This is a genomic window from Bradyrhizobium sp. USDA 4501, from assembly GCF_054062115.1.
In genome coordinates, this window is the sequence record NZ_JBSSEX010000001.1 from 9,474,921 (window position 1) to 9,489,085 (window position 14,165).

Annotated in this window: 15 protein-coding genes; 13 read left to right on the plus strand and 2 right to left on the minus strand. The window is 64.6% G+C overall.

Going from position 1 to position 14,165, the window contains the following annotated elements; genetic code table 11:
• Positions 1-13: 13 nt before the first annotated feature.
• Positions 14-2,002 carry a conjugal transfer protein TraG gene (locus ACVWZM_RS44425; protein ID WP_456856542.1) on the plus strand — a complete coding sequence of 663 codons (1,989 nt, stop codon included), beginning with the start codon at positions 14-16 and terminating at the stop codon, positions 2,000-2,002.
• A gap of 7 nt (positions 2,003-2,009) precedes the next feature.
• On the plus strand, positions 2,010-2,429 hold the full coding sequence (locus tag ACVWZM_RS44430; protein WP_456856544.1) for a ribbon-helix-helix protein, CopG family: 420 nt from the start codon (positions 2,010-2,012) through the stop codon (positions 2,427-2,429).
• A 197-nt stretch (positions 2,430-2,626) separates the two neighbouring features.
• Here the strand turns inward: ACVWZM_RS44430 and ACVWZM_RS44435 are convergent, their stop codons facing one another.
• Positions 2,627-3,334: a hypothetical protein gene (locus ACVWZM_RS44435; protein WP_456856546.1), complete on the minus strand. Its 708-nt coding sequence runs from the start codon at positions 3,332-3,334 to the stop codon at positions 2,627-2,629.
• Positions 3,335-3,406: 72 nt separating this feature from the next.
• Positions 3,407-3,922: a gamma-glutamylcyclotransferase family protein gene (locus ACVWZM_RS44440; RefSeq protein WP_456856548.1), complete on the minus strand. Its 516-nt coding sequence runs from the start codon at positions 3,920-3,922 to the stop codon at positions 3,407-3,409.
• A gap of 347 nt (positions 3,923-4,269) precedes the next feature.
• Between ACVWZM_RS44440 and trbB the strand changes: the two genes are divergently transcribed.
• Genes trbB through ACVWZM_RS44495 form a run of 11 tightly spaced genes read left to right on the plus strand, consistent with a single transcriptional unit; the run spans position 4,270 to position 14,090 of the window.
• Entirely contained in the window at positions 4,270-5,256 is a 987-nt protein-coding gene (trbB, locus tag ACVWZM_RS44445; RefSeq protein ID WP_456856550.1) for a P-type conjugative transfer ATPase TrbB, read from the plus strand.
• Between the two features lie 32 nt (positions 5,257-5,288).
• Entirely contained in the window at positions 5,289-5,585 is a 297-nt protein-coding gene (locus ACVWZM_RS44450; RefSeq protein WP_456856872.1) for a TrbC/VirB2 family protein, read from the plus strand.
• Positions 5,585-5,866, plus strand: coding sequence for a VirB3 family type IV secretion system protein (locus ACVWZM_RS44455; RefSeq protein ID WP_456856552.1), 282 nt, complete (start codon positions 5,585-5,587; stop codon positions 5,864-5,866). Before ACVWZM_RS44450 ends, ACVWZM_RS44455 begins: the two co-directional genes overlap by 1 nt.
• 14 nt (positions 5,867-5,880) lie before the next feature.
• On the plus strand, positions 5,881-8,319 hold the full coding sequence (trbE, locus tag ACVWZM_RS44460) for a conjugal transfer protein TrbE (RefSeq protein ID WP_456856554.1): 2,439 nt from the start codon (positions 5,881-5,883) through the stop codon (positions 8,317-8,319).
• On the plus strand, positions 8,316-9,089 hold the full coding sequence (gene trbJ / locus ACVWZM_RS44465; protein WP_456856555.1) for a P-type conjugative transfer protein TrbJ: 774 nt from the start codon (positions 8,316-8,318) through the stop codon (positions 9,087-9,089). Before trbE ends, trbJ begins: the two co-directional genes overlap by 4 nt.
• A gap of 10 nt (positions 9,090-9,099) precedes the next feature.
• Positions 9,100-9,507, plus strand: coding sequence for a putative entry exclusion protein TrbK-alt (gene trbK-alt, locus ACVWZM_RS44470; RefSeq protein ID WP_456856557.1), 408 nt, complete (start codon positions 9,100-9,102; stop codon positions 9,505-9,507).
• Position 9,508: 1 nt separating this feature from the next.
• Entirely contained in the window at positions 9,509-10,852 is a 1,344-nt protein-coding gene (gene trbL / locus ACVWZM_RS44475; protein ID WP_456856559.1) for a P-type conjugative transfer protein TrbL, read from the plus strand.
• A gap of 2 nt (positions 10,853-10,854) precedes the next feature.
• The gene (gene trbF / locus ACVWZM_RS44480; RefSeq protein ID WP_456856561.1) at positions 10,855-11,544 is read left to right on the plus strand and encodes a conjugal transfer protein TrbF; all 690 of its coding nucleotides are present in this window, start codon (positions 10,855-10,857) and stop codon (positions 11,542-11,544) included.
• Positions 11,541-12,593 (plus strand): P-type conjugative transfer protein TrbG, encoded by a 1,053-nt coding sequence (gene trbG / locus ACVWZM_RS44485; RefSeq protein WP_456856563.1) that lies wholly within the window; start codon positions 11,541-11,543, stop codon positions 12,591-12,593. Before trbF ends, trbG begins: the two co-directional genes overlap by 4 nt.
• Positions 12,590-13,849, plus strand: a complete 1,260-nt coding sequence (locus ACVWZM_RS44490) for a TrbI/VirB10 family protein (RefSeq protein WP_456856565.1) — start codon at positions 12,590-12,592, stop codon at positions 13,847-13,849. The genes trbG and ACVWZM_RS44490 overlap by 4 nt, the downstream gene beginning before the upstream one ends.
• Position 13,850: 1 nt before the next feature.
• Positions 13,851-14,090: a DUF2274 domain-containing protein gene (locus ACVWZM_RS44495; protein ID WP_456856567.1), complete on the plus strand. Its 240-nt coding sequence runs from the start codon at positions 13,851-13,853 to the stop codon at positions 14,088-14,090.
• Positions 14,091-14,165: the final 75 nt, after the last annotated feature.

The window sequence follows — 14,165 nt, forward strand, 5'->3', positions numbered from 1 at the left end:
AAGGACAGCCGTCATGTCGGCAACAAAAATCCTCTGGGGCCAGATCCTCGCCGTCTTCCTGATCGTGCTGGCGACGACCTGGGGCGCCACCGAGTTTGTGGCGTGGAAACTGGGGTTTCAGGCGCAGCTCGGCCCGGCCTGGTTCAGGGTCATGGGATGGCCATTCTACTATCCGCCCTCCTTTTACTGGTGGTGGTATTTCTACGACGCCTATGCGCCATCGATCTTCGTCACGGGCGCCTTCATCGCAGCCTCCGGCGGCTTCATCTCGATCGCCGTCGCCATCGGCATGTCGGTCTGGCGGGCGCGCGAAGCCAAGAAGGTCGAGACCTACGGCTCGGCGCGCTGGGCCGAACAGAAAGAGGTGGGATCAGCCGGCCTTCTCGGCCCGGATGGCGTCGTGCTGGGGCGCTACCATCACGCCTATCTGCGCCATGATGGCCCGGAGCATGTGCTGTGCTTCGCGCCGACCCGCTCCGGCAAAGGCGTCGGCCTTGTCGTGCCCTCGCTGCTGACCTGGCCGGGCTCGGCGATCGTCCACGACATCAAAGGCGAGAACTGGCAGCTCACCGCTGGATTTCGCGCCAGGCACGGCCGCGTCCTGTTGTTCGATCCGACCAACGCAAAGTCCTCGGCCTATAATCCGCTGCTCGAGGTGCGCCGCGGCGAGTGGGAAGTTCGCGACGTCCAGAACATTGCCGACATCCTGGTCGACCCCGAAGGCTCGCTGGAAAAGCGGAACCACTGGGAGAAGACGAGCCATGCGCTGCTAGTTGGCGCCATCCTCCACGTTCTCTACGCCGAGGAGAGTAAGACGCTGGCCGGCGTCGCGGCCTTCCTCTCCGATCCTAAGCGACCGATCGAGTCCACACTCGCTGCGATGATGAAGACCGCGCATCTGGGCGAGGCTGGCCCACATCCGGTCATTGCCAGCGCCGCCCGCGAATTGCTCAACAAGTCCGACAATGAACGCTCAGGCGTTCTCTCGACCGCCATGTCGTTCCTTGGACTCTATCGCGATCCTGTCGTCGCGGAGGTGACGCGGCAGTGCGACTGGCGGATCACGGACATCGTGGGCGACAAGCGACCGACGACGCTCTACCTGGTCGTCCCGCCTTCCGACATCAACCGCACCAAGCCCCTGATCCGCCTGATCCTCAATCAGGTCGGCCGCCGCCTGACCGAGGATTTGCACGCGAAGGCAGGACGCCACCGGCTGCTACTCATGCTCGACGAGTTTCCGGCACTCGGCCGCCTCGACTTCTTCGAGTCGGCACTGGCCTTCATGGCCGGCTACGGGCTGAAGAGTTTCCTGATCGCCCAATCTCTCAATCAGATCGAAAAGGCCTATGGGGCGAACAACTCGATCCTCGACAATTGCCATGTGCGCGTCAGCTTCGCCACCAACGATGAGCGGACGGCCAAGCGCGTCTCCGATGCGCTCGGCACCGCGACCGAGATGAAGGCCATGAAAAACTATGCCGGCCACCGGCTGTCGCCCTGGCTCGGCCACCTTATGGTGTCGCGCTCGGAAACGGCCCGGCCGCTGCTCACGCCCGGCGAGATCATGCAGCTTCCGCCAGTGGACGAAATCGTCATGGTGGCAGGCACGCCGCCGATCCGCGCAAAGAAGGCACGCTATTACGAGGATGCCCGCTTCCAGGAACGTGTCCTGCCGCCGCCAGCGCTTGCCGCGTCAACACAGACCCTGCCCGATGACTGGACAAGCCTGCCGCGTCCTGCACGGCCAGAACCGCTTGACGCCGTGCCTGCGCCTCATGCCCCCGACGAAGATCAGACCGGGTCCGAGCGCCGGCACCAGCCCGAACTCAGCCGCGCGAAGCCGATCGAGAAGAAGCCACCTGTCGAGAACGAGTTCGAGATCGATGTCGAGCGCGACGAAGACGATGACGTTGCTGCGCGCAACAGGCGCATGACGCGGATGGTCCAAGGCGTGGCGCGACAGGTGTCGCTCGACCCCAACGATGGCATGGAGCTCTGAGGCGCCGATGTCGAAACCGCCCAAGAAACAACGTCTCTCAGTCTATCTCGATCCGGCCGTGATGGGCCGGCTCGCCGAACATGCCGCGCGTCGCGATCATTCCCGGTCCCTGGTCGCGGAGGCTGCTATCGAATCCTTTCTGTCCCCTGACGCGGCAGAGCGACAGGAGGCGGCCATCACGAAACGCCTCGACCAGCTCGATCGGCGGGTGACACGGATGGAACGCGATCTCGGCATTGCAGTCGAGACACTCGCCGTCTTCGTCCGCTTCTGGCTCTCAACGACACCGGCACTGCCGGAACCCGCCGCACAGGCCGCACGCGCTAAGACCGGAGAGCGCTATGACGCCTTCGTCACGGCGCTCGGCCGCCGGCTCGCCAAGGGGCCTAAGCTGAGACAGGAAATCGTAGAGGACGTTGATACTTAGATTGAATAGCTCACCGGGAGGTGAAAACTCCCTCAGTTCGAATCCCTCGCGCTGCGCCATTCCTGCGCCAAGGCGCGCTATCGCACTCTGTCTTACGATGATGACGAGATTGTCGCTTGGCGTCGCGTTCGCCCAGACGCGCCAAGATATCCAGGGCGGCCGTCGTCATCGACCTCCAACATCAGCACTAGCCTTCGCTAGCGAGGGATTTTCAGGTCATAGTCGGCTTCGAGCATATCGATGATCTTGATCAGGGCACGGTAGATGCTGAGCTCGTTGGCGCCAAACCGATAATGGCCGGTAACAAGCTCTTCGGGCTGCAAGTCGTCAAAGCGCGTCCGGCGCTTTTCGGATTCCCCGTTTCGCAGCACCGTTACGGGGTATCGGAATGAGCGCCCTTCCCCCTCCCACACGCCCCAAGAGCTATAGTTCTGGATGTTATCGTTGTAGCACTCGTCGCCGATGATGGATTCCATGCGGATCAGCAGGTCGCGAATCGGGCCGACCTTGGCCCGCGTATCGCGCACGTAGCGAAAGTGCTGGACGCCTCCGTTGACCTCATCGCGCTGCGATGAATACCAGTCGTGGTCGGCAGCGGCCTTACGTTTCAGCTCCTCGAAAATCTCCGCGGAAATGTCCTCTGGCCTTTCTTGCAGCTCAGAAAAAGCTTCCACCTCGTCGGCGACAAAGGTGGCACGATCCTCCCAGAGTTCACTGTAGTCATTGGCCCATTCGAGAATTTGATCCTTGATCGGTAACGCGAGGCCGAAGTCGATATTGGCGATGGCGACATACCCGCCGGTTTCGGACTCGATGTAATAGTCTTGCATATCGCGGTCGCCTGGCCACTCCTTCTTGGCGGCGGCATTGATCGAAGCAAGTATGTCGGCGGGAACATCGCTCATATCAGCGATGCTCCATCGCAAACCGCCTCGAAGCGGTGTGCTGGTAGTTGAAGTCAGGTTCAAAAAGCAGCTTCATGTCCACCTCTCTTCGATCAGCGCCATATTCCTGTCATGGCGCGCGCGGTCCGGGTCCTCGGCGGCGGGCACGGATTCTAGCCCGGCGATATAAGGTGCAGGTAAACCGTGTTCTTTCGCGCCCGCAATGACCAACGCGCGATACCAAGTGTAGGGGCGAAGTGCGGGATCAGCGTTGGTCGCGCGATAAACCTTGGCCGTCACCTGAGTGCCACCAAAACGAACCGTGATATCGGCTTCCTCATAGCCGGAGCCAAGCCCCTCGGCCTTATCTAGCTTGGACTTCTCGGCGCCAGCAATCTCATAGAGCACGCCAAAGACGGAAATGCCGGAGGCTTCGCTGGCAACGATGTCACATTTACCCGATCCGTCCTTGCTGGCTTTGTGCCAGCGCAGCCAATAACCGGGCAGTTCGGCGAGGCCGAGCGCCCGCGCGGACGGGCACCGCTCACGGATGCGAGCGGTGGGCATGTTGGAGCCATAGGCGAAGGTGATGAAACTATCCGCGTTCATTACAGGCTCCTCACGTCGAGGTTGAGTGTGCGGACAGGCGCCGTCCGTAGCTGCCATTTCTCCCGCTCGGCACCGGACGGCGATTGAACCGTCCAGCCAAGGAAGCAGCACAGTTCCAATACTCCGGCCATGCTCTGAACTAAAGACAGGATGCCGCCCTTGCCAAAAGTTTTGCGGCTACTGTTCGTTCACCTCGCCCCGTCCGAAATCTGACTCCGCCGTTTCCCTGTATTTGCACGCTGCACTACGACACTGATGAATCCTTGTTGAATCGGCTCATAATCAGGCCCTTTTAATCATCCCCGTCTGGGGAAGAACTGTCTCGACCCTGATGGAATCGGGGTCATATGACGACGTCTCACCAAAATTCAGAACGCTTTGCGCGCGGTGCGCGGATGCTGCGCACCGCGCTTGGACCCGCCATCGCGCGCTACCTCGACGATGCCAGCATTGTCGAGGTGATGCTCAACCCGGACGGACGTCTTTGGATCGATCGCCTCTCCGAGGGTCTGTGCGCTACCGGCGAGCGGCTGTCGCCGGCGGACGGCGAACGCATCGTTCGGCTTGTCGCCCATCATGTCGGCGCTGAGGTCCATGCCGGCGCGCCGCGCGTTTCGGCCGAGTTACCCGAGACGGGAGAGCGGTTCGAAGGACTGCTGCCCCCTGTCGTCGCCGCACCCGCGTTCGCGATCCGGAAACCTGCCGTCGCCGTATTCACGCTCGACGACTATGTCGCGGCCGGCATCATGTCGGCAGACCAGGCCGTCGCGCTTCGCCAGGGCGTTACAGCCCGCGCCAACATCCTCGTCGCCGGCGGGACGTCGACCGGCAAGACCACGCTGACCAACGCACTCCTCGCCGAAGTCGCGAAGACCGCCGATCGCGTCGTCATCATCGAAGACACGCGCGAACTGCAATGCGCCGCGCCGAACCTCGTCGCCATGCGAACGAAGGACGGCGTCGCCTCACTCTCTGATCTCGTGCGCTCATCGTTGCGCCTGCGCCCCGACCGCATTCCCGTCGGCGAGGTACGCGGCGCAGAGGCGCTCGACCTGCTCAAGGCATGGGGCACCGGCCACCCCGGCGGTGTCGGAACGATCCACGCCGGCAGCGCCATCGGCGCGCTGCGCCGCCTCGAGCAGCTCATTCAGGAAGCCGTCGTCACCGTTCCGCGCGCACTGATCGCCGAGACGATCGATCTTGTCGCGGTCCTCTCCGGTCGCGGGTCTGCGCGTCGGCTCGCCGAGCTCGCGCGCGTCGAAGGTCTCGGCCCCGACGGCGACTACCGCGTCACCCGCCTCACCCAAAAGCCCAACGAAGGAGAATCCGCATGATTCCGCATGTCTGCAGAACGCCTCACCGCCTGATGATGACGGCCACCGCTATCGTCATCAGCGTGGCGATGGCGCGCGCCGCCCACGCCTCCGGCTCCTCCATGCCATGGGAACAGCCGCTCCAGCAGATCCTCCAGTCGATTGAAGGGCCGGTCGCAAAGATCGTCGCGGTGATCATCATCATCGTCACCGGCTTGAGCCTTGCCTTTGGCGACACCTCGGGCGGCTTCCGCAGGCTCATCCAGATCGTGTTCGGTCTCTCGATCGCCTTCGCGGCGTCGAGCTTCTTCCTGTCCTTCTTCTCCTTCGGCGGCGGAGCGCTCGTCTGATGGCGGGTGTCGTGGATCAGGCCAGCGAGATGCCGGGCTTCACGGTCGCGGTCCACCGGGCGCTGACCGAGCCGATCCTGCTCGGCGGCGCCCCGCGTGCCATCGCCATCATGAACGGGACGCTCGCCGGCGCAGTCGGCCTCGGCCTGCGCCTCTGGCTCGTCGGGATCGCGATCTGGGCAATCGGGCACGCCGCAGCGGTCTGGGCGGCGAAGCGCGATCCGCTCTTCGTCGACGTCGTACGCCGGCATCTGCGCATTCCCGCGCATCTCACGGTCTGAGGGAGGGTTGGGCCATGATGAATCTCGCCGAGTATCGCAACCGCAATAGCCGGCTCGCTGACTTCCTGCCCTGGGTCGCGCTGGTCGGCGCTGGCATCGTCCTCAACAAGGACGGCAGCTTCCAGCGCACCGCGCAATTCCGCGGTCCCGATCTGGAATCAGCAATCCCTGGCGAGTTGGTCGCAGTCACAGGTCGCCTGAACAACGCCTTCCGCCGTCTCGGCTCCGGCTGGGCCATTTTTGTCGAAGCGCAGCGCCATCCCTCAAACAGCTATCCCATCAGCAATTTTCCCGATGCGGCCTCGGCCCTGCTCGACGCCGAGCGCAAAGCGGATTTCGAGGAAGCGGGCAGCCATTTCGAGTCCAGCTATTTCCTGACCTTCGCCTGGCTGCCGCCGGCTGAGGACTCCTCGCGCACTGAGGCCTGGCTCTACGAGGGGCGCGAAAAGTCGGGCTTCGACCCGCATGAGACGCTCGCGGGCTTTGCCGATCGCACCGACCGCATTCTGCGCTTGGTCGAAGCCTTCATGCCAGAATGCCGCTGGCTCAATGACGCCGATACCCTGACCTATCTGCACGGCTGCGTCTCGACCAAGCGCCATCGCGTTCGCGTTCCAGAGACCCCCATCTATCTCGATGCGCTGCTCGTTGATCAGCCGCTTGCCGGCGGGCTGGAACCGCGACTCGGCGATCAACACGTTCGCGTCCTCACGATCACCGGCTTTCCGACCGCGACGACGCCCGGCCTGCTTGACGAGCTGAACCGGCTCGCCTTTCCCTATCGCTGGTCAACGCGCGCGATCCTCCTCGACAAGACTGACGCCACAAAGCTGCTGACCAAGATCCGCCGCCAGTGGTTCGCCAAGCGCAAGTCGATTGCCGCGATTCTCAAGGAGGTAATGACCAACGAGGCGTCAGTCCTCGTCGATACCGACGCCGCGAACAAGGCCGCCGACGCCGACATGGCGCTTCAGGAGCTCGGTGCCGACTATGCCGGCATGGCCTATGTCACCGCGACGGTGACGGTCTGGGACGCCGATCCGCGCGCGGTCGACGAGAAATTGCGGCTGGTCGAGAAGGTCGTCCAGGGCCGCGACTTCACCGCCATGGTGGAGACGGTCAACGCCGTCGACGCCTGGCTCGGATCGCTGCCGGGCCATGTCTACGCGAATGTCCGGCAGCCGCCAGTCTCCACACTCAATCTCGCCCACATGATCCCGCTGTCCGCGGTGTGGGCGGGGCCGGAACGGGACGAGCATTTCGGCGCACCTCCCCTCTTGTATGGCAAGACCGAAGGCTCAACCCCGTTCCGGCTTTCGCTTCATGTCGGCGACGTCGGGCACACGCTGATCGTCGGCCCGACTGGTGCGGGCAAGTCCGTGCTGCTGGCGCTGATGGCGCTCCAGTTCCGCCGCTACGCCGGTTCCCAGGTCTTCGCCTTCGACTTCGGCGGCTCGATCCGCGCGGCAACGCTCGGCATGGGGGGAGACTGGCATGACCTCGGCGGCGATCTCAGCGATGGCGCGATCGACAGCGTCAGCCTTCAGCCGCTCGCCCGCATCCACGATGTCCCCGAGCGCGCCTGGGCGGGCGACTGGATCGTCGCGATCCTGACGCGCGAGGGTGTGGCGATCACGCCCGAGGTGAAGGAGCATATCTGGACAGCGCTGACGTCGCTTGCATCGGCGCGCGTCGAGGAGCGCACGATCACCGGCTTCGTCGTGCTGCTCCAGTCGAACGATCTCAAACAGGCGATGCGACCGTATTGCATCGGCGGTCCCTACGGCCGGTTGCTCGACGCAGAACGCGAGCATCTCGGATCGGCCTCGGTTCAGGCATTCGAGACGGAAGGGCTGATCGGTACAGGCGCGGCGCCTGCGATCCTGTCTTACCTGTTTCATCGCATCGAAGATCGGCTCGACGGCTCGCCAACTCTCCTCATCATCGACGAGGGCTGGCTGGCGTTGGATGACGACGGCTTCGCCGGCCAGCTCCGCGAATGGCTGAAGACGCTGCGCAAGAAAAACGCCAGCGTCATTTTCGCCACACAATCGCTCTCGGACATCGATGGCTCGGCCATCGCACCGGCCATCATCGAGAGCTGCCAGACCCGGCTTCTCCTGCCGAACGAGCGTGCGATCGAGCCGCAGATCACCACGATCTATCGGCGCTTCGGGCTCAATGATCGCCAGATCGAGATCATCGCGCGGGCCATGCCGAAGCGCGACTATTACTGCCAGTCGCGCCGCGGCAACCGGCTGTTCGAGTTGGGCCTGTCAGACGTGGCGCTCGCGCTCTGCGCGGCATCCTCGAAAACTGATCAGGCCGCCATCGCGCGCATCGTCGCCGAGCATGGCCGCGAAGGATTCCTCGCCGCCTGGCTGAGCCATCGCGAAGTCGGGTGGGCGGCCGATCTCATTCCCAGCCTCATCAACAAGGAGAAGTCCCGATGAAACTGCGCCGCACTCACGCAGCGCCGCTTGCTGTCGCGCTGCTTTCCGCCCCCATGGCCCTCGCGCCAATCCTGGCGACGCCGGCCCACGCCCAATTCGGGTTCAGTGGTATCGTATTCGACCCGACGAACTACGCTCAAAATGTGCTGACGGCGGCGCGCTCGCTCCAGCAGATCACCAACCAGATCACCTCGCTTCAGAACCAGGCGCAATCGCTCATCAACCAGGCGCGCAACCTCGCGAGCCTGCCATATTCCTCGCTGCAACAGCTCCAGCAATCGGTCCAGCGCACGCAGCAGCTCCTGAACCAGGCGCATAATATCGCCTACGACGTCGAGCAGATCGACAGGGTGTTCCAGCAGAAGTACGGCAACGTCTCGCTGTCCGCGTCCGACCAGCAGCTTGTCGCCGATGCGCGCTCGCGCTGGCAGAACACGGTCGGCGGCCTGCAGGACGCGATGCGCGTCCAGGCGGGTGTCGTCGGCAACATCGACACCAATCGGGCGCAGATGTCGGCCTTGGTTGGCCAAAGCCAGGGCGCGACCGGCGCGCTCCAGGCGACCCAGGCCGGCAACCAGCTCCTGGCGCTTCAGGCGCAACAGCTCGCCGACCTCACCGCTGTCGTCGCGGCGAATGGTCGGGCACAGGCGCTTCAATCGGCAGAACAGGCGGCCGCCGCCGAACAGGGCCGTGAGCAGCGTCGTCGCTTCCTGACGCCAGGCTCGGGCTATCAGCCCGGCAACGCGCAGATGTTTTACGGCAATCACTGAGGGCGACGCGATGGACGGCAACACCCTCGCTCGCATCGGCGCCATCGTCTATGTCGCGATAGCCATCGTGGCGAACGCGATCGAGATTAACCGCAAGGATGATCCACCAACCGTCTTCGCGACGCAGGGCCGCGCCTCCGCATCGCAGGACCCGCTTGCGGCTGAATTGCTCCGCTGTTCGGAGATCGGCGCGGCCGGCCCGCGCGATCCCGGTTGCCTGAAAGCATGGGCCGAGAACCGGCGCCGATTCCTTGGCCAACCGGCTCATGCAGCGTCGTCGGCCCTCGCCCCTCCGACCACGCTCTTTCCGAATGCGTCCGTGCCGGCCGATCCCGTCCACAAAGAAAATGAAAGCGCGCCAGCGGATCTGACCGGGCCTGCGGTACAGGCCGATCCCGCTCGGCAGGAGGTTCGCTGACATGGGCGGCACTGGCGTCATCGACCATTTTCTTGAAGTCTTCACCCGCTACATCGACGGCGGATTCGGCCTGCTCGGCGGCGAGGTCGGCTTCATCGCCACCACGCTGATCGTCATCGATGTGACGCTGGCCGCGCTCTTCTGGTCGTGGGGCGCCGACGACGACATCGTCGCCCGGCTGGTGAAGAAAACGCTCTTCGTCGGCGTCTTCGCCTACCTGATCTCCAATTGGAATAATCTCGCCCGCATCATCTTCGAAAGTTTCGCGGGCCTGGGCCTGAAGGCCTCGGGCACGAGCTTTGCCGTCAGCGACCTTTTGCGCCCCGGCAAGGTGGCACAGACCGGGCTCGACGCCGGCCACCCGCTGCTCGACTCCATCTCGGGCCTGATGGGCTATTGGTCGTTCTTCGAGAACTTCATCCAGATCGCCTGCATGTTCTTTGCCTGGGCGCTGGTGCTACTCGCCTTCTTCATCCTCGCGGTCCAGCTCTTCGTCACCCTGATCGAGTTCAAGCTGACGACGCTCGCCGGCTTCGTCCTCATCCCGTTCGGCCTGTTCGGCAAATCTGCCTTCATGGCCGAGCGCGTCCTGGGCAACGTGATCTCTTCCGGCATCAAGGTACTGGTGCTCGCCACCATCATCGGCATCGGTTCGACCCTCTTTTCCGAGTTCACCGCGGGCTTTGGCGGCAACACGCCGTCCATCGACGACGCTATGGCGATCGTGCTGGCCGCGCTCTCGCTTCTCGGCCTCGGTATCTTCGGCCCCGGAATCGCCAATGGCCTCGTCTCCGGTGGACCGCAGCTCGGTGCCGGCGCAGCGGTGGGCACCGGTCTTGCCGCTGGCGGCATGGTCGCCGCAGGCACGGCCACGGTCGGCGCCGTTGCTTCGGGTGGAGCCACGCTCGCACATGGGGCCGCCGCAGCTGCACGCGGAGGCGCCGCCCTAGCTGGCCGCGCCTCCGCCGCCTACAGCCTGGGTGCGGCCGGGCATACCGGTGGGTCGGCCGTCGCGTCGGGCCTTGGCAACGTCGCCAGCACCGGCGCCAAGGCGGCGGCGTCGCCCCTGCGTCGCGCCGCATCGAGGGTTGGTGACAGCCTCAAATCCAGCTTCGAGTCCGGAGCGCGCACGGAACTGAATGGCGGCGCAGCAGGCGCAGAAGCCGCTGATGCCAGCGCCGCTCCTTCCGCTGCGGCCACAGCCAGCGACGCGCCGCCTGCCTGGGCGAAGCGCATGAAGCGCTCGCAGCAGCTCACCCACGGCGTCCAGGCCGCAGCCCATGCTGTGCGCAGCGGCGACAGTCATGGCGGGGGCTCCTCCATCAACCTCTCTGAAAGCGACTGACGATGAGTCTCTTCAAACGCCCCTCGACCCACTACGGCAAATCGCCCGAGCCAGAGACGCCCTATCAGCGTGCCGCGCAGGTCTGGGATGACCGCATCGGTTCGGCTCGCGTGCAGGCACGGAACTGGCGCTACATGGCCTTCGGTTCGCTGGCGCTCTCTGCCGGCCTCTCGGCGGCGCTGGTCTGGCAGACGGCGAACGGATCGATCGTGCCGTGGGTGGTGCAGGTCGACCGGCTCGGCCAGGCGCAGGCGATCGCGCCCGCGACGGCCGACTATCAGCCCAACGATGCGCAAATCGCGTTCTACCTGGCGCGCTTTATCGAGCAGGTCCGTTCGATCCCCGCCGACCCGATCATCGTGCGGCAGAACTGGCTGCGCGCCTACGACTTCACGACACAGGGCGGGGCGCTCGCGCTCAACGACTATGCGCGCGCCAACGACCCGTTCATCAGGGTCGGTAAGCAGCAGGTCGCCATCGAGGTATCGTCGGTCATCCGGGCGTCGCCCGGCTCGTTCCGCATCGCCTGGATTGAGCGGCGATATCAGGACGGTTCGCTCGCCGACACCGAACGCTGGTCGGCCATCCTCACTGTGGTCGTGCAACCGCCGCGTGACGCCGACACGCTGAGGAAGAACCCGCTCGGCATCTACATCAACGCCATCAACTGGTCGAAGGAGCTTGGACAATGACGCCCGCCTTCCGCAAAGCCGGGAGGCCGGCTTTCCTCATCCACGCAATCCCGGTTTTCCGTAAATCCAGCTTGCCGCTTCTGCTTCTCTGCACATCGCCGCTCGCCGGCTGCGCCACCCACACACCGCCACCGGAGATTTCCTACGATGATGCGATCCCTGCCGCGCAAGCTGCCGACGCACCGGCGCCAGTAAGGGTGGTCGAGCTGCCGAAACCCCTTCCACTTCCCGGTCAGTTGAAGCCCATCGGCAAGGACGGCAAGCCCGAGCCGGAAGCCGCCGATCCGACCGTCCGCGTCAACCAGGCCAACGCCGCAGCGCGCGTCCAACCTGTGCGCAACGGCTTTATCAACTCGATGCAGGTCTATCCCTTCGTCGATGGCGCGCTCTATCAAGTCTATTCCTCGCCAGGACAGATCACCGACATCGCACTTCAGGCCGGTGAGCAGCTTGTCGGCTCAGGGCCGGTCGCCGCCGGCGACACCGTGCGCTGGATCATCGGCGATACCGAAAGCGGCGCGGGTGCAGCCAAACAGATCCACATCCTTGTGAAGCCGACACGGCCCGAGCTGATGACCAACCTGGTCATCAACACCGACCGCCGCACCTATCACATGGAGCTGCGCTCGAGGCCCTCCACCTACATGGCCTCGGTCTCCTGGCAATACCCCCAGGACCAGCTCATCGCGCTACGTCGGCAGAACCAGCAGGCCGAAGCCGCCAAGCCAATCGCCAACGGTGTGGATCTCGCGCGCGTCAACTTCCGGTACGAGGTAACGGGCGACCGCGCGCCGTGGCGACCGCTTCGCGCCTTCGATGATGGCAAGCAGGTCTTCATCGAATTCCCCCGCGGCATCGGTCAGGGCGAGATGCCGCCGCTCTTCGTCGTCGGCCCCGAAGGCGACACGTCGCAACTCGTGAACTACCGCGTGCGCGGCAACTACATGATCGTCGACCGACTGTTCGCGGCGGCCGAACTGCGCTTCGGCGCCGACAAGAACCAGAAGCGTGTCCGCATCTCCCGCACCGATGGGAGGCCTGCGTCGTGAGCGACGAACTCGATCCAGATAAGGAGGAACGGCGGGCGCCGGAAGCACCGCCACGGCCCGAGGCCGAAGACGACGATGGCCGGCCGCTAACCGGCGAGCCCGTTGCGCCGATGCGGCTGCGCCCCGAGCTGCCCCGCGTCACCCGCCTGTCGCGCAAGGTGCTGGCCGGTCTAGGCCTTGCCGCAAGTGTCGGCGTCGGCGGCGCTCTGATCTACGCGCTCCAGACCCGCCATCAGGGTCAGGGGCAGGAGCTTTATTCAACGGACAGCCGTTCGACGCCTGACGGGCTGGCCGGCCTGCCCAAGGATTATAGCGGCGTGCCCAAGCTCGGCCCGCCACTTCCCGGCGACCTCGGCCGCCCGATCCTCAATGCGCCGAATGGCGCCGCCGTACCGCCGATCGGTGCGCCGGCTTCAGGGCTCGTTGGGCCGAGCCCTGAAGAGCAGCGCCGCCAGCAAGAACTGGAGGCATCGCGCACCGCACGGCTGTTCGCCTCCACTGAAACGCGGTCCGCAAGCAACGCGCCCGCGTCGGCGCAGTCCGTCCAGCCAGCGCCGCCATCGGGCGATCTCGCCAGCCTGGGCCTGGCGCCACAGCCCGCGACGCCGACCGCCCAGGACCGCCAGCTCGCCTTCCTGAACCAGACACCGGACAAACGCACGGTCTCACCCGATCGCGTGACCGCGCCAGCATCCGCGAATGTGCTACAGGCCGGCGCTGTACTCGCAGCAGCGCTCATCACCGGCATCCGTTCCGATCTTCCGGGCCAGATCACTGCGCAGGTAACAGAAAACGTCTATGACAGCCCCACTGGCAAGATATTGCTCGTGCCCCAGGGCACGCGCGTCATCGGGCAATATGATAGTGGCGTCGGCTTCGGACAGCGGCGCATACTCCTCGTCTGGAACCGGCTGATCTTCCCCAATGGCCGCTCAATCGTTCTTGAGCGTCAGCCTGGTGCGGACGCCGAGGGCTATGCCGGTCTCGAAGATGGTGTTGACTATCACTGGGGCGAACTGTTCAAGGCCGCCGCGCTTTCCACCCTCCTCAGTGTCGGGGCCGAGGCCGGCACATCCGGTCAGGAGAGCGATATTGTCCGTGCGCTTCGCAACGGTGCAGCGGACAGCATCAATCAGACCGGCCAACAGATCGTCCAGCGTCAGCTCAACATTGCACCGGCGCTCACCATCCGGCCGGGCTTCCCCGTTCGCGTCCTTGTGACGCGCGACCTCGTCCTTGAACCTTACGGAGGCTGACATGGCGAAGTTGAAACTGGGGCCGATCACCGACGACAAACCCGTCAAGATCACGACGGAACTACCCGCCAGCCTACATCGTGATCTCACTGCCTATGCGGAAATTCTCGGTCGCGAGGCGGGACAACCTGCGACCGATCCGGTGCGCCTGATCGTCCCCATGTTGGAGAAGTTCATCGCCACCGATCGCGGCTTCTCAAAGGCCAAGAATGCTGCAGGCGGTAAGCGGTCAGGCGATTGACGCCGCACCATGCTCCAACCTGCTGTTTCGTCGGCGCTGCGGCGGCCGACCTTCAGTGATGGATGGCGCTCGAGG